Raw genomic sequence first — 22760 nt, forward strand, 5'->3', positions numbered from 1 at the left:
CGTTCTTCTGCCCTGACCCGCGCCTCCCCGCGGGCCCAGCAAAGACCGGGGGATACCATGTCCAGCTCGAAGTTCCTGTCCGCGCCGTGCGCGGGCGCCGTCGCCGTCCTCGCCTTCGCCGCCCTCGGCGCGGGCCAGGCCCAGGCCGCCGACACCGCCGCGACCGCGCCAGCCGCCGAACCGGCCGACGCCGTCGACGCCGTCGTCATCACCTCGTACGGCAAGAGCCTGCAGGCCGCCGCCGCCCTGAAGCGCTCGGCCGCGTACGGCCTGGACGCCGTCAACGCCGAGGACATCGGCAAATTCCCCACCCGCAACGCCGCCGATGCGCTGCAATTGGTCACCGGCGTCACCATCGACCGCCAGCGCGGCTCGGGCCTCTATGTCAGCGTTCGGGGCCTGGGTCCTCAGTTCCAGTATACCGAGCTGAACGGCCGCTCGATCGCCGTCAACGACCTGATCGAGAACGGCGGCGCCAAGGGCCGTCAGTTTCGCTTCGAGGTGTTGCCCACCGAGCTGATCTCGCAGATCGAGGTGGTGAAAACGCCGACGGCCGACATGGACGAAGGCGCCCTGGGCGGCAATATCAACATCAAGACCTTCAAGCCGTTCGATCTGGGCAAGAAGGCCGCCTTCTCGGTGCGCGAAACCTACAACGACGTGCGCAAGAAGGCCGACCCTTCGGTCTCGGGCCTGGGCAGCTGGACCAACGCCGACAAGACCATCGGCGTGCTGGCCTCGGGCCTCTATGACGAGCGCCATGTGCGCAACGACCGCCTGTACATGGTCGGCTGGAACCTCGATAAGTTCAAATCGGTGCTGGGCTCGGGCCTCTATACGCCCACCCGCACGCGCCCGACCGTCGAGACCGAGCACCGCAAGCTCTATTCGGGCGCCCTCTCGGGTCAGTGGAAGCCCAACAGCGACTTCCAGACGGACGTCGACCTGCTGGTGACCCGGCTGGACGTCGACTACGACGAGTTCGGCCTCGACATCTATCCGGACGACGCCACCTTCGCGACGCCGCAGTTCGTGGCGGGCAGCCAGAAGGTCGTCGGCGACACCGTCGTGGCCGGCACGATCAACAACGTGCGCTGGATGGCCTCGCGCGAGACCAGCCTGAACCGCCACGACCTGACGATCTTCGGGATCAAGCAGGCCTGGACGCCGGGCGCCTGGGCGTTCAACGCCGAGTACGGCTATTCGCGCGCCCGCAGCTACCATCCGGACGGCAAGGCCACGACCCGCGATCGCATCGCGTTCTTCGCGCCGCTGAGCTTCGACTTCTCGCGCGGCTCGACGTCGATCCCGCAGCTGACCACCACCGTCGACTACACCAACCCGGCCAACTTCGTGGGCCAGGCGTTCGACTACACCTGGAAGGACTCGCGCGACAGCGACGAGACGTTCCGCCTGGACGGCTCGCGCGTCTTCTCGGGCTGGTTCACCAAGATCGCGTTCGGCGCCGAACAGCACAACATGAACCGCACCTATCTGCGTCGCGACTGGGTGTTGAACGACATCCTGAACACGCCGCTGACGACCCTGGGCGCCAGCTTCTACGAGACCATGCCCTATACGGGCTTCCTCAAGGACTTCGCCGGCAACACGCCGCGCACCTGGGTCACCCCGACCAGCGACGCCTACTACAACAAGATGTTCACCTCGGCCGTGGCGGCTCAGCCGTGGTCGGCGGCCGACCTGCGCAACTCGTTCATCGTCGACCAGAAGATCCACAGCGCCTATGTGCGCGGCGACTTCAAGTTCGACCTGGGCGGCGTGCCGGTCAGCGGCAATCTGGGCGTCCGCTACGCCGAGACCAAGCAACTGGCCAGCGGCACGCTGACCAGCGGCTCGACGCCGGTGCCGGTCGGCTATCTGAAGGAATACAAGAACTGGCTGCCCAGCCTGAACGTCAAGCTCGACCTGCGTGACGACCTGGTCGGCCGCCTGTCGGCCTCGCGCGTCGTCAACCGTCCCAACGTCACCGACAGCGCCCCGCGCATCAGCGTCAGCCGCGACTCGCCGACGGCCTCGGGCGGCAATCCGGACCTGGATCCGTTCCTGGCCGACCAGTACGACGCCTCGCTGGAGTGGTATCCGGCCCCGACCACGGCCGTGACCGCCGCGGTGTTCATCAAGACGATGGACAACTACATCACCGCCCAGAACACCACGATCCAGGTGCCCGGCCGCGGCGACGTGCTGCTGTCGGCCAGCGTCAACGGCGGCGACGCCGAGGTGCGCGGCTTCGAAGCCGCCTACAACCAGTCGCTGTCGTTCCTGCCCGGCCCCTTCGATGGCCTCGGCGTGCAGGCCTCGGTGACCTTGGTGGACAGCAAGGCGAACTATTTCGCCGGCAACCGCCAGATCAAGGACGACCTCGTGGGCCTGTCCAAGCAGAGCTACAACCTGGTCGGCTACTATGAGAAGGGCCCGATCAGCGCCCGCCTCGGCTGGTTCTGGCGCTCGCGGTATCTGCAGTCGATCGGCAGCACCGCCACCGCCCAGTCCTATATCGCCCCCTACGGCTCGCTGGACGGATCGCTCTCCTACCAGATCACCCCGCAATACGCGGTGACCCTGGAAGGTTCGAACCTGACCGACGAGGTCCGCTTCACCTACGGCAAGACCAAGGACCAGCCGATGGAGATCTATCACTGGGGCCGCACGGTCTCGCTGACGCTCCGCGGCAAGTTCTGATCCCTCCCCTGAACGCCCTCTCTTTTTAGAGGTCGTCACCTCGCGCGGACCGGTCATACGCCGGCCGGTTCGCGCCTTTTCCCTCCCACGAGGTCGCCATGCGCCCGCTGTTTCTCGCCGCCGCCCTGTCGGTCTTCGCCTTCGCAACCCAGGCGGCCGAAGCGCCGAAGATCAACAGCCTGCATTGGCTGGGTTCGCACAACAGCTACCGTCCCGAGCTCGATCCCGCCGCCCTCGCGCACCAGCGCCAGGTGATGGGCGAGCGCTCGCGCGGCGTCGAATACGGCCATCCGCCGATCAGCGCCCAATTGGACCTGGGAATCCGGCAGCTGGAATTCGATCCCTACGCCGACACGGCCGGAGGCCTCTACGCCGGCCCCTACGCCAAGGACCCGGCCAAGCTCGCGATCATGAAGACGCCCGGCGCCAAGGTGTTGCACGCCCCGGTCGTCGACGCCCGCACCCTGTGCCTGCGTCTGTCCGACTGCTTCGTCGAGGTCGCGACCTGGTCCGAGGCCCACCCCGATCACCAGCCGATCGTGATCTTCGTCAACACCAAGGAAGAGCCGTTCAACAACCCGGCCATTCCGAACCCGCCGCTGTGGACCGAGGCTGATTTCGCCAGCCTGGACGCCGACGCGATCAAGGCGTTCGGCCGGGATCGCATCATCACGCCCGACGACGTTCGCGGGACGCGCGCCACCCTGCGCGAAGGCGTCACCGGCGGCGGTTGGCCGACAGCCGACAGCGCGCGCGGCAAGGTGCTGCTGGTGCTGGACGCCAATCCCCGCGTCGAGGAGGCCTACCGCGTCGGTCACCCGTCGCTGAAGGGCCGTGTCCTATTCGGCCTCTATGCCGAGGACCAGGCCGAAGCGGCGGTGTTCAACATCCAGGATCCGCGTCCGGAAGAAGCCCGTATCAAGGCCCTGGCCGCCCAAGGCTTCCTGGTCCGCACGCGCAGCGACGCCGACACCAGCGAGGCCCGCAACCACGACCTTGGCCGCCTGAAGTCGGCCGAGCAATCGGGCGCACAGATCATCAGCACCGACTACTATCCAGGCGCGCCCGATCCGCTGGACCTGAAGTTCGTGGCGCGCCCGTCGTGGTTCGCGCCAGGAGAGGGTCTTACCCCGTCCGTGCGATGACGATGATCCGTTGTCCGTCCGTACTCCAGACTTCAACCGCCTTGTCGATGGCGCAGCCGTCTCGGCGCGGGGCCTCCGCCACCTGAGTTCCGCGCCTCACCGCTTGGGTTATGAAGAAGCCGTGGGCGAGCCGGAGGTCATACGGTGAATTGCGCGCCCGGGCGTTGATCTTCGATCACGCACCGCGCCAGGCTTTGGGCGACACCTTTGGGGTCGGCCTGATCCGAGACGGCCCTCAGATCAATGTCCAGTTTCCGGGACGTCGCCTCGATCAAGGTGTAGCCCGAGCGTTCGATGTCGGCGAAGCGGACGTGGTCATTGCGAGCCCGGACATCGCCATAACGCGCCGGCGGCGCGTGGCTGGCGGCCAGGCATGTCGTCACGAGCTCAGTGGCCACGGGCGCCGCGTCGGCTCGGCCGATCCGCAGGTCGTTGACCATGTAGGCATGGATGTCGCCGCTTAGGACCACGGCGTTGCGCACCGATGGACGGGTCATGCTGCGCATAAGGCGGTCGCGCGCGGCGGCGTAGCCGTCCCACTGATCCGACATCACGCCGTCCGGCGTTTCGATCGGCGCGACCACCGTCTGCTGAGCCAGCAGGGTCCAGCGCCCGCGCTCGGCCTTCAGCGTCCGGTCCAGCCAAGCCTCTTGGGCCGCGCCCAGCATGGTGCGGCCTGGCGCGCTCAGCCCGGGACAGTCGCGGCGCGCTCGGTTCCCGCTCTGACCTGGAGGATTGCAGGCCTGGGGCGAGCGATACTGCCGCCCATCCAATACCGGCAGGCTCAACAGATCCCCCCACGCGAGGCGCCGATAGAGTCGCGGCTCGCCTGGACGGGCCCACAGACTGGGGCGCACCGGCAGGTGCTCGAAGTAGGCCTGGTAGGCGGCCGCCCGCCGACGGGCGAAGACCTGAGGATCCAGCCCCTTCAGGTTGGCCAGATCGGCATAGTCGTTCTCGACCTCATGATCGTCCCAGGTCACGATCCAGGGCGCCAGCCGATGGGCCTCGCGAAGGTCGTGATCGGACTTGTAGGTCGCGTGCCGCCGACGATAGCCGTCCAGGTCCGTGGGTTCGGGCGCGTCGAAGCGACGGACCTTTGGAAACTGGGCGTAGCTGTTCTCGTAGATGTAGTCGCCCAACTGCACGATCAGGTCGGGTTGAGCGGCGACCATGTCGCGATAGGCGCTGAACCAGCCTAGTTCAAAATGCTGGCACGAGCTGACGGCGATCCGCGCGCGTTCGGCGTGCTCCGGCGCGGTGGCGGTGCGGCCGACCGGGCTGACCGCGCCCAAGGCGTGAAACCGGTACCAGTAGGGTCGGCCGGGGCGCAAACCCGAGAGCTCGACGTGAACCGAATGGCCCAAGGTCGGCGTCGCCGCGCGGCGGCCATGCCGCACGATACGGTGGAAGGCCTCATCCTCGGCGACCTCATAGGCGACGGGAACGGCCGGAGCGTCGAGCGACGCGCCGCCGGCGCTGAGGCGGGTCCACAGTACGAAGCCGTCAGTCGACGGATCACCGCTGGCCACGCCCATCGCAAAGGGCTCGGCGGGCGCGGCCCGGCGGATCTCCAGTCCCTGCGTCGCCGTCGCGCGGGCCAGGAAAAGGCCGGTCGAGGCCGCCATCACCGCGCGGCGGGTCAGCAGGGACATAGCTGGGATCCCATCAGGAGAACGAAGTGAGGCGATCCGGCCCAAGGACCGGATCGCCCCGCGATCAGAAGTCGAACCGCGCGCCGATCCCGTAGGTGGCGGGCGCCCCAACCAGTCGAGCCGCGCCGTTCAGCTCCGGGAAATAGACCTCGTCGGTGATGTTGCGGCCATAGGCATAGAGCGTCCAGTTCGACGGGGTGGCCAAGTCCACGCGGGCGTTGACCAGGGTGTAGGCCTTGGCCGTGTTGCCCGGCGTGGCGTTCAGGCGGTTGGATTCCTCGCCATGGTGGGTGACGCCCACGCGGCTGCGCAGCGACCAGCCTTCCTTCAGGGTGATGCTGTGGTTCAGGCTGGCGGTGGCCGACACGTCCGGCGCGCCCGGCAGCGGATCCCCGACCGTCTGCAGCACCTCGGCCACCCGGTTGGATGAGAACGACAGGACCTCGGTGTCGAGCCAGGCGGCGTTGACGTCGAAGCTCAGGCTCTGGCGCTCGGTGCGCAGCAACTGAGCGCTGAGCGCCACCTCGATACCCTTGCTGCTGGCCTTGCCGACATTGGCCCGACCGTTGGTATCGTTGGCCAGCCGCGTCGTGGCCTGCAGTTCGCTGAAGCGATAGTCGAACGCGTCCAGCGACAGGCGCAGGCGCGGCGTGGTCCAGCGCAGGCCCGCCTCGTAGGCGCGCACGGTCTCCGAGGCGAAGGGCTTGGTCTCGGCCACGGTGAAGATCGAGGTGCCATCGAAACCGCCGCCGCGATAGCCCGTGCCGGCCGACACGAAGACGTTCAGGCTGGGCGTGACGTCGTACTTCACGGTCAGGCGGCCCGAGACGTTGTCGTCGTCGAACTTCTCGTCCCATGCGAACGGGTTTGTGGTGGCGAAGGTCGTCGAGAAGGTGCTGATGCCCCACGGATTGTGGTCGACGTTGCGGCCGACATAGTGGGCGTTGTCGCGCGTGTAGCGCAGACCCGCCGACACCTGCAGGCGCTCGAGCGGGTGGTAGTCGGCTTGGCCGAACAGGGCGAAGCTGTTGCGTTCCTGGCGGTGCAGGTTGTCGTAGTTGGTCAGCGCCGAGTAGCTGATCCAGTTGGTGTTGAACTTGACGTCGTCGGTCACGTAGAAGGCGCCGGCGATCCAGTCCAGCTTGCCGCCCGTGTCGTCGGCCAGGCGCAGTTCCAGAGACGACTGGCTGAGCTTCTCGTTGGCGTCGAAATACGAGGCTGGATAGGGCGAACCATCGCCGTTGCCCTGCACCGAACGCTTGCTGCCCTGCCAGCCGCCGATGGCGGTGAAGTTCAGGTTCTCGCGAACCTTGTGGCTGAAGCTCGCCGAGCCGCCGTAGATGTCGATCCTCTGGGTCGGATAACCCGTCGAATAGAACTCGTAAGGATCGTTGTTCTCGCCGGCGTTGGCGACCGTGGCGTCCTGGGCCCGCGAAATCCGATCGTACTGACGGGTGTCGCCCCGGTCGCGGCTGCCGAACAGCTTCACGACCAAATCGCTCTCCGGGGCCATCTTGAAGTCAAACGTCGCGCGGCCGGCGACCAGGTCCTTGTCGCCGAAACCCTTTCGGCGGCCCGGATCAACCAGCGCCGGCACCTGGGTCTGGACCACGCCGCGCACCGACGGACGGAAGCCGGCCAGAAGGCCCGCACCGGCGCCATCCATGAAGCCGCCGCCATTCTGAGCCAGGACGGCCAGACGCACGCCGAGGGTCTCGCTGACGGGCCCGCCGACCGAAGCTTCCATCTCCGTGTAGTCGTAGCTGCCGTACTCGACGCGGCCCGAGCCTTCGAGAGCCTGACCAGGACCCCGGGTGATCGCGTTGATGACGCCGGCCGTGGTGTTGCGGCCATAAAGCGTGCCTTGCGGGCCCTTGAGCACTTCGATGCGATCGAGGTCGAACAACGGCATGCCCAGATAGGCGTTCGAGGTCTGGTAGACGCCGTCGATATGCAGGGCGACCGAGGGGTTGCCGTTGGGCTTGTAGTCGTCGGCGCCGCCGATACCGCGGATGCTGATCAGACCGTAGTTGGTGCCGCCGAAGGCATAGTTCACCGACACGCCGGCGACCTGATCGACCAGATCGACGACATTGGTGATCCCGCGCCGCTGGGCGTCACCGCCCTCGACGACGGTCACGGCGATCGGGACGTTCTCGATCCGCGCCGAGCGCTTCTGGGCCGTGACGATCACTTCTTCCAGCTCGGCGACGACCGGATTTTCCTGCGCCGAGATCAGGAAGGTCCGCGGTCCGGTAGCCGTCGCCTTCAGGCCCGAACCCGCCAGGAGGTCGCGCAGCGCCTCGGCGGGCGGGCGCGTGCCGATCACGGCGTTGGCCCGCTTGCCCTTCACGAGGTTCGACGCATAGAGCACCTGCACGTCGGCCTGCTTGGCGAAGGCCGGCAGGGCCAGGTCCAGGGGTTGGGTGGGCAGGGTGAAGGCCACCGGCGGCGCGGCGGGCTCCTGGGCCAGGGCCGGCGCGGCCGCGCCCAGGACCAGCAGGGCGCAGCAGGCCATCAGGCCGCGCCGAAGACCAGCGGCGTGGGAAACTCGGTTCGTCATCGTGCTTTCCTAGGCAATCCGGCCCCCGTCGACCGATCATCCCCAGGAACTGCGGCCCCGCTGAAAGCCTCACCTTGTCGTGAAAATTTCATCGAATGCCGGAACGCTAGCCGCCGTCATTCGGCGATCTCCCAGGTCGTCCGGTCGACCTGCTGGACGCGCACGCCAAAGCCCGCCCGCAGGGCGTTGGCGAACTCGCGCGCGCCGTCGTAGCGGAACGATCCGGAGATCCGGATGTCGTTCAGCCGCGCGCCCGGAACCAGGGACAACTGGTCGCTGGAGTAGCGATTGAACGCCGCGACGACTTGCGGCAACGGCGTGTCGTTGAACACCAGCCGACCATCGCGCCAAGCCGTCAGCGCGTTGAGATCGGCCGCCGCTACGGACTTTGGCCCGGCCTGACCCGACAGCATGTGGCCGGTCGTCAGCCTTCGCGCCGCGGCCTGTCCAGCCGCGACGACGTCGAGCGCTCCGTCCTCGATAAGAATCTGCGCCGTATCGCCCTGCCTGGTCACCTGGAAGCGCCCGCCGCTGCCTTGGGCGCGCTCATCGCCGACAACGACCTGGAACGGCCGGTCGGGGGCCGAGCGCATGTCGAAGTAGGCCTGTCCCTCGACGAGCCGCACACGACGACGCTGAGTGTCGTACTGCACACGCACCCTCGACAGCGGAGCCAGGGTTACGCTCGATCCGTCCGGCAACGGGGCGGTAAGACGCTCACCCGCACCGGTGCGGATCGTCGCGCCGGCCGTGCTGGCCATCATCACCGCGACGCCGCCCCCGCCGGCCGCCGTCGCGGCGCCGACGAGGCCCAAGATCATGCGCCGACGGCCGATCCCGGACGCGTCGCGCAAAGCAGCCGCGCGCATCGCTATCAGGCCATCGGCCCCCTTGGCCGCCGCCAGGGACGACCAGGCGTCGGCGGTTTCCTGATAGGCCTCGGCGTTGCCGGGCGCTTCGAGCCATTCAAGGAAGGCCTTGCGGTCGTCCGCCGCCAGCGGCCCACGATCGGCCTTGGCGAACCATTGGGCGGCCTGATCTTCGTGAACGATGCGACGCCCCATCAGCCCTGCTCCTGCAAGGCGTTGCGCAGAACAGCCATCGACCGCACGAGATGCTTCTCAACGGCGCTGACCGAGATGTTCAGTCGGGCGGCGATCTGGGCGTGGCTCATGTCCTCGAAGCGACGAAGAATGACGATCGTGCGCGCCCGAGGCGACAGCGACTTGAGGGCGACCTGGATGCGTTCCAGGTTCTGTCGCCCGCCGATGACGTCCTCCGCGTCCGGGAGGTCGTCAGCCAGGTCGATACGATCCAAGTCGACCGCGCTCAGCAGCGGCCGCGCCCGTTCCCGCTTTACCTTGTCGCGAAGGAGGTTCGCCGCAGCCTCGAATACATAACCGTCGATGCTTTCCAGGGCCATCAGGCCAGGGCGGCGCAGCAGTCGCAGGAACAGGTCCTGCACCAATTCCTCGCTGTCAGGCCGCGAGCCGGTACGGCGGGTGAAGTAACGAAGCAGCGGGATGCGAAGGCGTCGGGTCAGGGCCTCAAAGCGCTCGGCGCCTGGCGGGCCGGCCGACTCGCGCGCCAGGCCCTGATCGGAGGCTGGGATGGACATGAGCCGGCCATGCCAGCGCCTGACGACAATCGTGTGAAACTTCCGTTGGAGACCCCGGCGACTACAACGCGGCGCTAGCGGAACTTCCCCCGCCTCCAGACAGTCGAAATTGAGGAGCTGCCGCTGAACCAAGCCCCCATCAGCGCGCCTAGATCGTCACGAGGCGGTTCCCGCTCTGGTCCACAGGCTTTACGCGAGGTCTCGCATTATTTATAACCGTCCGGTCGGTTATGAATCGGAGCGGCCATGGGACGTCGACGCGTCTTTGACCAGCAAGCTATCCTCGACGCCGCCGAACGCGTCGTCGCGCGCGATGGCGCCACGAACCTCACGCTGGACGCGGTGGCTAAGGAGGCCGGGGTCGGCAAGGCCACGGTGATCTACGACTTCAAGACCAAGCAGGCCCTGATCGAGGCCGTGGTGGATCGCGCGTTCCAGGCCGACGCCGCCCGCCACGCGGCGCTGGAAGCAGAATTGGAAGGCCAGGACAGCCGCGCCATCCGCGGCCGCATCCGGGGCGGCGCCCATGCCCCGCCCGAGGACTTCCGAGCCGTCGCGCTCAACCTCAGCGCCGCCCTGGTACTGGACGCCGACCTGCGGCGTAAGATGCAGGCCAGCCAGGCCAGCGTCGTCGCCCGGGTGCTGGCGACCTCGGCCTCGCCGCGCGGCGCGCAGCTGGCCTATCTGGCCCTCGAGGGCCTGAAGTTCCTCGAGCATCTGGATTTCCACCACTTCCCGCCGGCCGAGCGCGACAGGATCGTTCGAGAGATCGAATGGCTGTCGCAGGCCCACCCGCAAGACGGCGCGCCCGCCGGCGGCTGATCCCTCCCCCTACCGGATTTTCAAGATGACAAACACCCCCTCCGCCGCCCCCGGCGCGGCGACGATCTCGCACGCCTGCCCGCGCCGCCTCTTCCTGACCGGCGCCGCCGGCTATGTGGGACGCAACCTGGCCCGCCGCTTCCTGCGCGACGACGTCCAGGTGGTGGCCCTGTCGCGCAATCCGCAGGACGCCGAGCGCCTGCAGGCCATGGGCGCCGTGGCGGTCGTCGGCGACATCCTGGACCCGGCGATCGGCGAGGCCATGGCCGGCTGCGACGCCCTGATCCACGCGGCGGCCGACACCGATCACGGCCATGGCGGCCCCGCGCAGATGCGGACGAACGCCGAGGGGACGCGGAACGTCCTTTGCGCCGCGCGGGCGGCGGGCGTCCGCCGCGTCGTGCACCTGAGCACGGAATCGGTGCTGGGCGACGGCCGTCCGCTGAGGAACGTCGACGAGACCCGGCCCTATCCGGCGCGCCCGGCGGGCTCCTATTCGCGCAGCAAGATCGCCGCCGAGACGATCGCCCTGTCCATGAACGACGTGGGGTTCGACGTCCTGGTGGTGCGCCCGCGCTTCGTCTGGGGGCGCGACGACACCACGGCCCTGCCGGCCTTGGTGGAGGCCGCGCGGTCGGGACAGCTGGCCTGGATCGACGGCGGCGGCTATCTGACGTCGACAACCCACATCGACAACCTCTGCCACGGCGTCGACTTGGCGCTGCGGGCCGGACGCGGCGGCGAAATCTACTTCCTGTCCGACGGTGAGCCGGCGACCTTCCGCGCGTTCGTGTCGGCGCTGCTGGAGACCCAGGGCCAGGCCCCGCCGGACAAGACCGCGCCTCGCACGGTGGTGCGGGTGGTCGCGGCCTTGGGCGACCTGATCGGCGCGGCCACGCGCGGCGCCAAGCCCGTTCCCCTCACCCTGCAGGGCTTCTCCGCCTCAGCCGTCGAGGTGACGCTCGACATCGGCAAGGCTCGCCGCGAACTGGGCTATGCGCCCGTCGTCTCCCTCGCCGAGGGCCTCGCCGAACTGGCCGCCTCGGCCCCGCAGAGATAGTCCTCCAAGTGTGGGACGTCCCCGCGGCGTCCAGCCGCCAGCCGGTTGTCGGTGCAGGCTAGAAGTGTCCCGGAAACAGGTTAGGGCCGTCAAAAATGCGACGCAGTCGCCAAGGGGTGATTGGCGTATGATGGAGGCAAGCAAGCGCCATGGACTGACTTTGGCGCATCTCCGGAAACCAGACACTCAGCGCGCGCAAACGGCGCCCAAGCCCCTTCCAACTCGGCTGGCGCGCAAATGAAAAGCCCCACCCGATAAGGTGGGGCCGGTTCATGGGACGCGCCCTAAAGGTCGCCCGTCCTAACCCTTCCAGTCAGGCAGCGCAGCCAGCTGAGCCTTCGTCAGCTTGGCGCGAACGATGTGGTCGTCCGGATCGCCCGGCTCGGGCGCCACGGTTACATCGGCCAGGGCCACGACAACCTTCTTATCCGGGCCCATGCGGTCGATCTCGATCACGATGGCTGTGGGTTTGCCGGCCGCATCGAGAAGCACGTGCTCGACCTCGCCGGCTTTGCGGTTAGCGGCGTCGATGACATCGGCGTCTTCGATCTGGCCAACCGTGAAGGCGCCCTTGGCCGGCTGGCTTTCAAGCTGGGCGATGGTGGTTTGAGCGAGCGCACCAGTGGCGACAGCGGCGAGGGAAAAACCCAAGATAGCGAATTTCATGATCGGCTCCTTCTCACAAGGCGACAGACAGGACCCGCTGTGACGGCAAGGTCCTGTCGGATGTCGTCAATTAACGCCGTGCGCGGAGCATTGATCCGGCGTGCGTGGTAAGCGACCGCAGCGCCGGCGCCTACCCACGACGCCCATTCTGGAGGCTGCGAGCGGTCAGGGATCTGGCTGGATTAGTGCTTGCCGCCCGTCGGGGCGGGCAATGCGGAGATCAATTCGGCGGAGGCTGACATGGCGCGGTCCAGGCGTTCAGCGTCCGTTGCGCCCTCGAGCCCCAGAAGCACGCGGAAGCTATCGAGTCCCACGAGGCGATCGAGGAAGGCCGCGCCGAGCTTCCGGCGCTGTCCCGCGTCGAGAGAGACGGTTTCATCTCTCTCGCCGAGAAAGGCGTCGAGAGCGTCTTGGTGCGCTCCGATCAGGCCGCGATAGGCGATCTCCGCCAGGTGTGGAAAGCGGAGGGTCTCAACCATCACCGTTCGGAACAAGGCTATTGTCGCCGGGCTGGCGATCCGCTCCTGAAACATCACGCCGATGAAGACCAAGACGTCCTGCAGCGATTTTTGAAGGGACTCGTGGATGCGCGCCTGCTCGGCTTGATCGGCTGGATGACAGGCCTGCGCAATGACAGCCGAGAACAAATCATCCTTCCCCTCGGCGTGCCGGTAGAGGGTCATGATCGAGACGCCGGCGTCCTTGGCGATCCGCTCCATGCTCGCCCCGCCATAGCCGTCACGAAGGAAGGCTTCGCGAGCCGCGTCCACGATCGCGGCGCGTTTGCGCGCCATCAGCTTCGCCTTGGGGTGACCCTCCGCCCAATCCTTCACCGCTCGTTGACTCCAAACGATAATGACGATTATCGTATCTTCTGATGATACGATAACATCCACTATCACTGCATGGGCAGCGCGGCGACATCCAATGCGCCGAACGGAAAGGTGAAGCGAGTCATGGTCAGAATCTCAGACAGGCTGGGAGGCGTCGCCAAGACGAGGGTCGCCAGGATCGTCCTGTGGGCCTTCGCTGTCCTGGCGACGGTGATCATGGTCGCGATCGCCGTCCTAGCCCTGACGTTCAGGCCCGCGAGGCTTGAGCTTCCGGCGGTGAATATAGGCGACCTGCCGCCCGCATCGCCTCCAGCCAGCATGTCGATCAGCGCGCTGCCAACCGGGACTTACGACAGTCCGGCCGCCCTGACCTATCGCGGCGGCGCGTGGTCCGAGACCCGTCACCTGGCGGCGACGGCCATCCTTGTCCGGCATCCGAAGGGAAACCTGCTGATCGACACGGGTTTCGGCCGGCGCATCGACGAACACATCAAGCTGATCCCGCCGATGCAGCGGACCCCGCAAACCAAGGGCGTTCCGGCCGTGGATCGGTTGGCGGCCGGCGGCGTCCATCCTGGCGACATCGCCGCGATCATACCCACCCATGGTCATTGGGATCACGTCAGCGGCGTCGACGACTTCCGCGGCGTCCCGGTCATGGAGACCGCGACCGGAAAACGCTGGATCACGTCCAAGGCGGAAGGCACGGAGGTGATCAACAGCCTTAGGGGCATCAACTATAGACTGTATGATTTCGACGGCGGGCCCTATCTTGGCTTTCCACGAAGCCACGATGTCTTCGGAGACGGCTCGGTGGTCATCGTCCCGGCTCCCGGTCATACGCCGGACTCCGTCGTCGTTTTCGTGAGCCTGCCCTCAGGCGCTCGATACGCCCTGATCGGGGACCTCGTGTTCCAAATGGAAGGCGTCGATATCCCTGCGGAGAAGCCCTGGATGCTTCGCTGGTTGATCGGCGAAAACAACATCGTGGTGCGCAAGGATACCGCTCTCGTCAGAGCCATCCGCGAGAAATTCCCTCAAATCCATCCGCTCCCGGCGCATGACTCGCGGAGCTTTGGCGCCATTCCGGTCTTCCCCGCATCGGCTCGATAGAGGAGCGTCGCGTTCTCCCGAATACAAACGCGGCGCGGGTCGCCTGGAAGGTTCAGGCGTCCGCCAAGGCCCGCTCGCGCGTCGCATCGTACTTTCTGACGTCCGCCGAGAGCCGCGGCCCCCATCGCGCCACGAAGGCGACGGTGTCGGCGGCCGCCAGGTGGGCGCTTAGGGCCTGCTGGTCTCGCCAGCGCTCCATCACGAGCAGCCGCCCGCGAGACGCGTCGACCACGGCAGCGTCGTAGGACACGACGCCGTCGCGCTGGCGGGTGGCTTCGGCGAGATCGGCGAGATGGCGGGCGAAGGCCTCAAGGTCCGAGGGCGGGACCTGCACGTAGCCCGTGACGATGATCATGGCGAGCGACTCCGGAAGCTCGAACAAGGAAACGGATCCCGCCGCGACGAGCAGGCGCGTCGGCGTCAGGCGACGGTCAGGACGATCTTGCCCTGGATGCCGCCCTCGGCGACGCGCTGGTGCGCGCGCGAGGCTTCCGACAACGGAAAGACGCTGTCGATCACCACGCGGACGGCCCCCTGGTCGAGCAATGCGGCGGCCCGCGACAGCTGCGCGCCATTCGAGCGGACCTGGGTCGACGAGACCTTGATCCCGCGCTGCGCGGCGACGTCGTGGCCCTCGAAGCCCAGCGGGTTGACCAGGAACAGGGCGCCGCCAGGCCTGATCACGTCCAGAAGCCGTTCCATCCGGGCGCCGCCCACCGCATCGAGCACCAGGTCGACATCCCGGACGACCGTTTCGACGGCGGCTTTTCCGTAATCGATGAACTGGTCGACCCCGAACGCGCCGAGCATCGCCGCGTTCTTGGCCGAGGCCACGGCGATCACCCGCGCGCCCCGCGCCTTGGCCAGTTGCGTCGCCAGATGGCCGACGCCCCCGCCGGCGCCGTTGATCAGCACCGTCCGGCCTTCAAGCTCGACCGGCGCATGCGGGAAGGTCTGGAAGGGATTGGGCGCGTCGTGGCCAAGCTCGATCAGGAACTGCCACGCCGTCAGCAGGGACATCGGCGCGCCGGCGGCTTGGATGTGATCCAGCTTGGCCGGCTTGCGCGCCAGATGCGAGGCCGGCGCGCTGACATATTGGGCGTAGGCGCCGCCGCCGGTCATGACGCCGTCCGGGAAGCGCACCATGCCGAAGACCTCGTCCCCGACCTGGAAGTCGGTGACGTCAGCGGCCGTCGCCTCGACAACGCCGGAGACGTCGGTTCCCAGGATGAGCGGGAAGTCCCCGTCCGGTCGCCACTCGGGCGGCAGGGCGCGATAGCCGTCGCGCAGATACCAGTCCGGCGGATTGAGGCCGACGGCCCGGACACGGACCAAGACCTCGCCCGGCCTAACGTCAGGCTTGGGGCCGTCTTCGTAGGTCAGCACTTCGGGTCCGCCAAAGGCGTGCAGTCGGACCGCCTTCATCGTCTCGCCCATGATCAATCTCCTCGCACGGCGCTTGACGGCTGATTTAGCGGGCGGCGATAAGGTTGATAATCAGGCCAAAAATCACTTCAATAGTGCCGCCATGGAACAAATTAGCCTCGACCGCCTCACGGGATTGATCGCCTTCGCGCGGGTCGGCGCGATGGGCAGCTACACGGCGGCCGCGCGGTCGCTGTCGATCTCCCCCTCGGCCGTGAGCAAAAGCATCCAGCGGCTCGAGCAGCGGCTGGGCGTCTCCTTGTTCACCCGCACCACGCGTTCACTGGCGTTCACGCCAGAGGGTCGCGACCTGCACGAGCGCGCCTTGAACCTGATCCGCCAGGCCGAGGAGATCGAGCAGGTAGCGCTGACGGCGCGGTCGGAGCCGCGTGGCAAGCTTCGGGTGGCCGCGTCCCTCCCGATCGGCCTGCATGTGATCGCGCCTGCGTTGCCCGCGTTCCGGCGGCGCTTTCCGGATCTCTCGATCGATCTTCGTCTCGAGGACAGGACGACGGACCTGATCGACGACGGGATCGATGTCGCCGTCCGTATCGGCGAAGTCCCCGACAGCCGCCTTTTGTCGCGCAAGCTCGCGCCCTATCGGCTTTGCTGCTTCGCCTCTCCGGACTACCTGGCCGCGCGTGGAACGCCATCGCATCCAAACGACCTCGAGGCCCATGATACGGTCAATCTACGCTATCAGAGCAGCGGTCAGATGTTTCGCTGGCCGTTCAAGATCGCCGATCGTGAAATCGAGATCCTGCCCAGATCCGACATCGTGATCGACGCCAGCGAGGCCTTGATGGCGACGCTGGTGGCGGGCGGCGGGATCGGCGTCGGCGCCTCCTTCGTGGCCGCGCCGTATGTGGATCGTGGACAGCTGACGCCGGTCCTTTCAGCTTTCGCGGTGGAACGCCACAACGTCACAGCCCTGTGGCCGGAAAGCCGGCGCAGCAACCCGGCCGTCCGGGCCTTCATTTCCATGTTGAGCGCCACCTTCGACGACCGGATGGCGGCGGCGACTTCCAGCTTGCCATGACGCCTTCTCCAAGTTCCTCCGTCGCAGCGCGATTATTGGTGGCTAGGCGATCACCGCTCGGTGCGGCGCATCTCGTCGGCATGGGCCAAGGCCCAGGCGCACAGGGCCTCGAAAGGCTCTCGAAGCGAATGGCCCAAGGGTGTGATCGCGTACTCCACCCCAATCGGAGCGGTCGGCAGCACCGTTCGGGTCACCAGGCCATGGCGCTCGAGCCGCTTGAGCGCGTCGGCCAGCGCCTTATGCGTGATGCCGTCCAGCCGTCGCTTGATCTCGTTGAAGCGTGACGGCCGAGGGCAGAGGACGGTCAGGATCATGATCGTCCACTTGTCGGCGATCTTCTCCAGCACCGGCCGCACCTGCGCCATGTCCTGGCGTGCGCGCTCGGACAGTTGGTCCAGATCGGTATCGTCGGGGATATCTAGGCTACTCATGGTGCGTTCTTGATAGCAGATATATTCCGTATATCTAAACCGCCGTCATTGCATGAGGAGCAACATGATGGCTCGACTGGATAACGATATCGCCCTGGTTGTCGGCGGCGCCAAGGGCATCGGCCTGGCGGTCGCCGAGCGGCTGGCCGCCGATGGCGCGCGGGTTTACCTCACCGGCCGAAACGCGGCAGAGGTCGAGAAGGCGGCCGAGCAGGTGGGACACAATGCTGTCGGCTTGGTCGCGGACGCCAGCGAGGCTGGCGACCTCGCCAAGGTGGTAGAGACCGTGAGGGCTCAGGACGGCCGCATCGACGCCCTTGTGCTCAATGCCGGCTTGGCCGAACCAGCCTCGCTGGCCGACGCGAGCGTCGAGCATTTCGATCGTCATTTCACCGTGAATGTCCGGGGCGCGATGCTGGCGCTGCAAGCCAGCCTGGCGACCATGCCGGACGGCGCGGCCGTAGTGCTGGTCGGGTCGATCGCCGACGCGATCGGGGTGCCCAACTACGGCGTCTACGCGGCCACCAAGGCGGCGATCCGCTCATTCGCCCGCACCTGGGCGGCGGAGCTCGGGCCGCGCCGCATCCGGGTGAACGTGGTGAGCCCCGGCCCCACCGACACGGCGATGATGGCGGCGACGAGCGAGGAGATGCGTGCGGCGCTCGTCGGCCAAATCCCGCTGGGTCGCATGGCGCGCCCGGACGAGGTCGCCGCGGCGACCGCCTTCTTGCTCAGCGGCGACGCCAGCTTCGTCAACGGCGCCGAACTCTGTGTCGACGGCGGCATGACCCAGGTCTAGGTCGGCAGCGCCGTTCGTCGATTTCGACGCCGGAGCCTGCGCTGCGCGGTCGTGAGCTCAGTGGCCTCTTGAGGTCCAGATCTCCAGACTGGAGTTCGTTACTTCTCGCCCGCCATCCGAGTGGGCGAGAAGTCCCTTCCCTGGTCAGTCAACGCGTCCGAGCCAGCGGCTGGGCCGCGCCATGAGCAGAAGCCGGACCTAGTCCAGGAACCCGACGTTCGCAGCTACGCCAAGACGACCCTCATCTTGGCGCCCTGAGACTAGGCGACATGCACGCGCCAAATACCTGGCGTTCGCTTCCCGCAAAGAACCGGACGCCCAGATCGTAAGGCGTGGAAACACGCCCTTGCGCCCTTCGTCCGTCATCGCTGCAACGCTGCCGCGCCTCCGATGGACAGAGCCTAGCGTTGATAGGCCACCTTGCCGTCCAGGACCGTCATGTCGACAGGGATGTCGGCCAGCTTGGCCTTTGGCGCGGTCAGCGGATCCTGGGCCAGGACCACGAAATCGGCCAGCTTGCCAACCTCGATGCTGCCCTGGGTCTTTTCCATGAAGTTGGCGTAGGCGGCCCAGGCGGTGAACATGCGGATGCCATCCATCACCGAGATCGCCTCTTCGGGTTGGGTGACCGTGCCGTACTTGGTGTCGCGGTTGACCGCGCGAGCGATCGAGAACATCGGATAGGTCGCGAAGTTCTGCGTCCCCACGGTGTCGACACCGCCCGCCGGGTGGAAGCCGCGATCGATCAAGGTCTTCATCGGGAAGAACTTCACGTCCGGCTCCTTGACGTTGACGTCCGTCAGCCGCCACAGGAACGCCGGCTGCGGCGAGGGAATGACGTGGTCGTCCTTCATCCGCTTCAGCCGCGCCTCGGTCCGTTCCGGGTCCTGGACCAGGAAATGGCCGAAATGTTCGATGCGATAGCGCGGGTCGGGACGCGGGTAGGCCTTCTGCGCGGCCTCGTAGGCCGTCAGAACCATGTCCTGGGCCCTGTCGCCGTTGGCGTGGATCTGCACCTGCCAGCCATCCTTGGCCGCCTCGATCACCGCCGCGGTCATCTCCTCCTGGGTCATGCCGGTGCCGCCGTAGTTGTTCGGCGTCCAGGTGGTGCCCGCCCCGTTCCAGACCGGCTTGTAGACCGCCGCCGTCGTGCCCCAGACACCGTCGGCGATGTACTTGATGGCGCCCGCGCGCAACCAGTCATCGCCTTTACCGGGCGTAATTCCAGCGGCCCGTAGCGACGCCAGAGGCGAGACGGACGGATCCGTCGCGGTATTGACGCCGGGAACACTTTTGAGACCGCGCAGCATGTAGTTCATGCGCACCCGAGTCGGCAGGCGGCCCTCGGCCTCAAGTTCGGCATAGGCCCTGTAAGAGTCCATGTCCGACATGTCCGACACCGTCGTCACGCCGCGCTTGAGGTAGAAGTCGCCGAGGATGTAACGCAACGCCTCCTTCAGCTCAGCGGGGTTGAAGGCCGGCGATTTGTTCTTGGGCCAGGGCGCGGGCGCGTCGCGAATGATCGCCACCTCGCCCTCGGCGGTGCGCTCGTAGCGCCCCGTCGCGCCAGCTGCCGGATCGGGGAAGGCCTTGCCCATGCCCATCACCGTCGCGGCCTTGTGGTTGATCAGGTGGTCGTGGACACTCCACTGCAGGTCGACGGGGTTGTCTGGGAAGGCCGCATCGAGCTCCGCGCGGGTCGGCATCACCTGGTTGTAGGTGCCCTGCCCGGTCAGCCAGGCGCCGGGCGGCAGCTTGGCGGCGACCTCCTTGAGGCGCGCGATGACCGCGGCTCCATCCTTCAGCGGTGGGACCTGGATGTTGATGTAGTGCGCCTCGACATTGGCCATGCCCGCCACATGAGAGTGGGAGTCGATGAACCCCGGCAGCAGCGCCCGGCCCTTCAGGTCGATGACCTTGGTCTGGGGACCGCGCCAGGCCTTCACGTCGCCAACCGCGGCGATCTTGTTGCCGACCACCGCGACTCCCGTGGCCACCGTGTCCTTGTCGTCGACCGTGATGACCTTGCCGTTGATGAACATCAGGTCGGCCTTCGGGGCGGCGAACGCTGGCGTGCAAAGAACGGAGGTCGCCAGCAGGGCGAAGCCCGCGAGAACGGATTGGGCTGGACGGCGCACGCGAAGCTCCCCTGATCTTTTCAAATCTATGACGCCGATCATGTCCCGCGCCACCGCCAAGGCGGAGTTGCCATTCCGGCCATGGACGGTGTCTTCCTGACACCACCCATGGCTGGAAATCATCACCGCATAGTCGGGATGACGAAGCTCTGGTCCAGCACCGCCCCGCCCTTGGGCCAGCGCTGGGTGACGGTCTTGGTCCGCGTATAAAAACGCACGCCGTCCATGCCGTACTGGTTCAGATCGCCGAAGCCCGAACGCTTCCAGCCGCCGAAGCTGTGATAGGCGACCGGCACCGGGATCGGGACATTGATCCCGACCATGCCCACCTCGACCTGGTCGGCGAACTCGCGGGCGGCGTCGCCGTTGCGGGTGAAGATCGCCACGCCGTTGCCGTACTGGTGGCGGGAGGCCAGACCGACGCCTTCGGCCAGGCTCTCGGCGCGAACCATCTGCAGCACCGGACCGAAGATCTCGTCGTGATACGAAAGGCTGGTCGGCTTGACGTGGTCGAACAGGGTCGGCCCCACGAAGAAGCCGTCCTCGTGTCCTTGCAGGCTAAAGCCGCGGCCGTCGACGACCAGCTCCGCGCCCTCGTCGACGCCCATCTGGATGTAGCGCTCGATCCGCGCCTTGTGGGCGGCGCTGACGACGGGGCCGTAGTGGGCGTCCTTGTCGGTGCTGACGCCGACGCGGAGGCCGCTGATCGCGGCGACCAGCTTCTCGCGCAGGGCGACGGCGGTCTTCTCGCCGACCGGGACCACGACTGGCAGGGCCATGCAGCGCTCGCCCGCCGAACCATAGGCCGCGCCGATAATGTCGGCGGTCGCCTGGTCGAGGTCGGCGTCGGGCAGGACGAGGCCGTGGTTCTTGGCGCCGCCCATGGCCTGAACGCGCTTGCCGGCAGCGCCGGCGCGCTGGAACACCGACTGGGCGATGTCAGAGCTCCCCACGAAGCTGACGGCCTTGATGTCCGGATGGTCGAGAATGCCTTCCACGCAGTCCTTGTCGCCGTGGACGACGTTCAGGATCCCCGGCGGCAGGCCGGCCTCCATCATCAGTTCGGCCAAGCGAACCGGCACGGACGGGTCCCGCTCGGAGGGCTTGAGGATGAACGCGTTGCCGCAGGCGATGGCCGGCCCCATCATCCACATCGGGATCATGGCCGGAAAGTTGAACGGGGTGATCCCCGCCACCACGCCGAGGGCTTGGCGCATCGAATAGACATCGATGCCGGGGCCGGCGCCTTGGGTGTATTCGCCCTTCAACAGGTGTGGGATCCCGCAGGCGAACTCGATCACCTCCAGGCCGCGCTGGATGTCGCCCTTGCTGTCGGCGATGACCTTGCCGTGTTCGGACGACAGGAGCTCGGCCAGTTCGTCCATGCGGGCGTTGAGCAGCCGCGCGAAGTCGAACATCACCCGGGCGCGGCGTTGCGGATTGGTCGCCGCCCAGGAGGGCTGCGCGGCCTTGGCGTTGGCGATGGCCGCATCCAACTCGGAGGCCGTGGCCAGAGCGACCCGCGCCTGGACCTTGCCGGTGTTGGGATCGAAGACCTCGCCAAAATGGCCGGACGTGCCCTCTACGGCGCGACCGCCGACGAAGTGAGGAATGGTGCGCATGGCGGCTCCTGAAGTTACCCCTCTCGACTAACCGCGCGCATCCATGCAGCAATAGTGCCCCAATTCGCGGCCTGACCTGCAAAAATGCAAACACTAAACTGGAACGATCTTCGCTTCTTTCTGGCGGCGGCACGGGGCGGGGGATTGCTAGCGGCGGCTCGACGCCTCGGCGTGGACCAGACGACCGTCGCCCGACGCTTGTCGGCCTTGGAGGCGGCGGTCGGCGCGCGGCTGGTCGACCGCTCGCCCCGCGGCGTGACCCTGACCGGCCAGGGACAGGCCCTAGTGGAGTACGCCGAGCGCATTGAGGCCGAAACCATCGCGGCGGCCGAGCGGCTGGGGGTCGAGGGGCAGCCTCTGTCGGGCACGGTGCGCCTGGCCACGCCCGAGGCTTTCGGCGCCTGGCTAGTCGCGCCCGCCGCCAAGGCGTTTCATGACCAATATCCTGGCTTGCAGCTGGAACTGGTTCCGGAATCGCGTTCGGTGAACCTATCCCGGCGCGAGGCCGACATCGCCATCATGCTGAGCCGGCCGACCCAGGGCCGCCTGGTCGCCCGACGGCTGGCGGACTACACCCTGGGCCTCTATGCCTCGCGCAGCTATCTTGAGGCGCACGGCGCGCTCGAAAGCCTCGCCGACCTGCCCGGCCGACCGCTCGTCTGGTATATCGACGAGCTGATCGACGTGCCCGAGCTTCGCTACCTGGACCAGGTCGCCGACGGCGCGCCGACCATGTTCCGGTCCAACTCGATCACCGCCCAGCAGGCGGCGATCGCCTCGGGGCTCGGCTTCGGCGTCCTGCACAAATTTGCGGCATCGCAAGATCCTCGGCTGGTCAGGGTGCTACCAGAAGCCCTCGACCTGAAGCGCAGCTACTGGCTCTGCGCCCACGCCGACCAGGCTAAGATTCCCCGCGTCCGAGCCGTGATGGACTTTCTGGCCGCCCAGACAGCCGCGCGCCACAAGGACCTCTGACGAAGACGCCCCCTACGCCGCACGAGCCTCATCGAACAGTGGTGTCGGTTTGACACCACTGCAGTCCTGTTTCTCACCTTACGCAAAGCGATCTTGCTGGAACTCTCATGGGGACTGAGAGGCGAGCCTTTGCGGGCTTTCCGATGAAGGACC

General features: G+C 67.0%; 20 protein-coding genes. 8 read left to right on the plus strand and 12 right to left on the minus strand.

The features are described 5' to 3' along the window. Positions 1-57: 57 nt before the first annotated feature. Both EIK80_RS09770 and EIK80_RS09775 read left to right on the plus strand, forming a co-directional pair. On the plus strand, positions 58-2703 hold the full coding sequence (locus EIK80_RS09770) for a TonB-dependent receptor (protein WP_125156802.1): 2646 nt from the start codon (positions 58-60) through the stop codon (positions 2701-2703). A 98-nt stretch (positions 2704-2801) separates the two neighbouring features. After that, on the plus strand, positions 2802-3848 hold the full coding sequence (locus tag EIK80_RS09775) for a phosphatidylinositol-specific phospholipase C domain-containing protein (RefSeq protein WP_125156803.1): 1047 nt from the start codon (positions 2802-2804) through the stop codon (positions 3846-3848). A 137-nt stretch (positions 3849-3985) separates the two neighbouring features. Here EIK80_RS09775 and EIK80_RS09780 read toward each other — a convergent pair whose 3' ends face one another. The 4 genes from EIK80_RS09780 to EIK80_RS09795 form a co-directional block, all read right to left on the minus strand. Next, a complete protein-coding gene (locus tag EIK80_RS09780) occupies positions 3986-5503 on the minus strand; it encodes an alkaline phosphatase (RefSeq protein WP_125156804.1) in 1518 nt (505 codons plus the stop codon). 64 nt (positions 5504-5567) lie between these two features. Beyond that, a complete protein-coding gene (locus EIK80_RS09785) occupies positions 5568-8066 on the minus strand; it encodes a TonB-dependent receptor (RefSeq protein ID WP_199743434.1) in 2499 nt (832 codons plus the stop codon). A gap of 116 nt (positions 8067-8182) precedes the next feature. Then, complete coding sequence (locus tag EIK80_RS09790; protein WP_125156805.1) at positions 8183-9130, minus strand: FecR domain-containing protein; 948 nt, start codon at positions 9128-9130, stop codon at positions 8183-8185. Then, a complete protein-coding gene (locus tag EIK80_RS09795) occupies positions 9130-9684 on the minus strand; it encodes an RNA polymerase sigma factor (protein ID WP_125156806.1) in 555 nt (184 codons plus the stop codon). Before EIK80_RS09795 ends, EIK80_RS09790 begins: the two co-directional genes overlap by 1 nt. A 246-nt stretch (positions 9685-9930) precedes the next feature. Here EIK80_RS09795 and EIK80_RS09800 point away from each other — a divergent pair, with 246 nt between their 5' ends. Continuing rightward, positions 9931-10506, plus strand: coding sequence for a TetR/AcrR family transcriptional regulator (locus EIK80_RS09800; protein ID WP_125156807.1), 576 nt, complete (start codon positions 9931-9933; stop codon positions 10504-10506). A 25-nt stretch (positions 10507-10531) separates the two neighbouring features. Next, positions 10532-11566: an NAD(P)-dependent oxidoreductase gene (locus tag EIK80_RS09805; RefSeq protein WP_125156808.1), complete on the plus strand. Its 1035-nt coding sequence runs from the start codon at positions 10532-10534 to the stop codon at positions 11564-11566. Positions 11567-11866: 300 nt separating this feature from the next. Here EIK80_RS09805 and EIK80_RS09810 read toward each other — a convergent pair whose 3' ends face one another. From EIK80_RS09810 to EIK80_RS26080, 3 genes are all read right to left on the minus strand, one after another. Continuing rightward, positions 11867-12232: a PRC-barrel domain-containing protein gene (locus EIK80_RS09810; RefSeq protein ID WP_199743435.1), complete on the minus strand. Its 366-nt coding sequence runs from the start codon at positions 12230-12232 to the stop codon at positions 11867-11869. Between the two features lie 182 nt (positions 12233-12414). Further along, positions 12415-13026 (minus strand): TetR/AcrR family transcriptional regulator, encoded by a 612-nt coding sequence (locus tag EIK80_RS09815; RefSeq protein WP_199743436.1) that lies wholly within the window; start codon positions 13024-13026, stop codon positions 12415-12417. 104 nt (positions 13027-13130) lie between these two features. Further along, on the minus strand, positions 13131-13283 hold the full coding sequence (locus tag EIK80_RS26080; RefSeq protein WP_158624654.1) for a hypothetical protein: 153 nt from the start codon (positions 13281-13283) through the stop codon (positions 13131-13133). On the opposite strand from EIK80_RS26080, the gene EIK80_RS09820 reads away from it, so the two are divergent. Further along, on the plus strand, positions 13282-14178 hold the full coding sequence (locus EIK80_RS09820) for an MBL fold metallo-hydrolase (RefSeq protein WP_158624655.1): 897 nt from the start codon (positions 13282-13284) through the stop codon (positions 14176-14178). The two genes, EIK80_RS26080 and EIK80_RS09820, sit on opposite strands and share 2 nt — an antisense overlap. A 52-nt stretch (positions 14179-14230) precedes the next feature. On the opposite strand, the gene EIK80_RS09825 is transcribed toward EIK80_RS09820, so the two are convergent. Both EIK80_RS09825 and EIK80_RS09830 read right to left on the minus strand, forming a co-directional pair. Further along, positions 14231-14533 (minus strand): putative quinol monooxygenase, encoded by a 303-nt coding sequence (locus EIK80_RS09825; RefSeq protein ID WP_125156811.1) that lies wholly within the window; start codon positions 14531-14533, stop codon positions 14231-14233. Positions 14534-14598: 65 nt separating this feature from the next. Beyond that, complete coding sequence (locus EIK80_RS09830) at positions 14599-15615, minus strand: NADP-dependent oxidoreductase (protein ID WP_125156812.1); 1017 nt, start codon at positions 15613-15615, stop codon at positions 14599-14601. Between EIK80_RS09830 and EIK80_RS09835 the strand changes: the two genes are divergently transcribed. Next, positions 15614-16642: a LysR family transcriptional regulator gene (locus EIK80_RS09835; RefSeq protein WP_233586535.1), complete on the plus strand. Its 1029-nt coding sequence runs from the start codon at positions 15614-15616 to the stop codon at positions 16640-16642. The genes EIK80_RS09830 and EIK80_RS09835 overlap by 2 nt on opposite strands. Before the next feature lie 50 nt (positions 16643-16692). Here the strand turns inward: EIK80_RS09835 and EIK80_RS09840 are convergent, their stop codons facing one another. Next, positions 16693-17073 (minus strand): helix-turn-helix domain-containing protein, encoded by a 381-nt coding sequence (locus tag EIK80_RS09840; RefSeq protein WP_199743437.1) that lies wholly within the window; start codon positions 17071-17073, stop codon positions 16693-16695. A gap of 67 nt (positions 17074-17140) precedes the next feature. On the opposite strand from EIK80_RS09840, the gene EIK80_RS09845 reads away from it, so the two are divergent. Further along, on the plus strand, positions 17141-17872 hold the full coding sequence (locus tag EIK80_RS09845) for an SDR family NAD(P)-dependent oxidoreductase (protein ID WP_125156813.1): 732 nt from the start codon (positions 17141-17143) through the stop codon (positions 17870-17872). A 401-nt stretch (positions 17873-18273) separates the two neighbouring features. On the opposite strand, the gene EIK80_RS09850 is transcribed toward EIK80_RS09845, so the two are convergent. Continuing rightward, complete coding sequence (locus tag EIK80_RS09850; protein ID WP_158624656.1) at positions 18274-20010, minus strand: amidohydrolase; 1737 nt, start codon at positions 20008-20010, stop codon at positions 18274-18276. Positions 20011-20132: 122 nt separating this feature from the next. Further along, positions 20133-21632 (minus strand): CoA-acylating methylmalonate-semialdehyde dehydrogenase, encoded by a 1500-nt coding sequence (locus EIK80_RS09855; RefSeq protein ID WP_125156815.1) that lies wholly within the window; start codon positions 21630-21632, stop codon positions 20133-20135. A gap of 84 nt (positions 21633-21716) precedes the next feature. On the opposite strand from EIK80_RS09855, the gene EIK80_RS09860 reads away from it, so the two are divergent. Further along, positions 21717-22607: a LysR family transcriptional regulator gene (locus EIK80_RS09860; RefSeq protein WP_125156816.1), complete on the plus strand. Its 891-nt coding sequence runs from the start codon at positions 21717-21719 to the stop codon at positions 22605-22607. The last annotated feature ends 153 nt before the right edge of the window (positions 22608-22760 follow it).

Origin of the sequence: Caulobacter sp. 602-1 (assembly GCF_003931565.1) — a bacterium.
GTDB lineage: Bacteria > Pseudomonadota > Alphaproteobacteria > Caulobacterales > Caulobacteraceae > Caulobacter.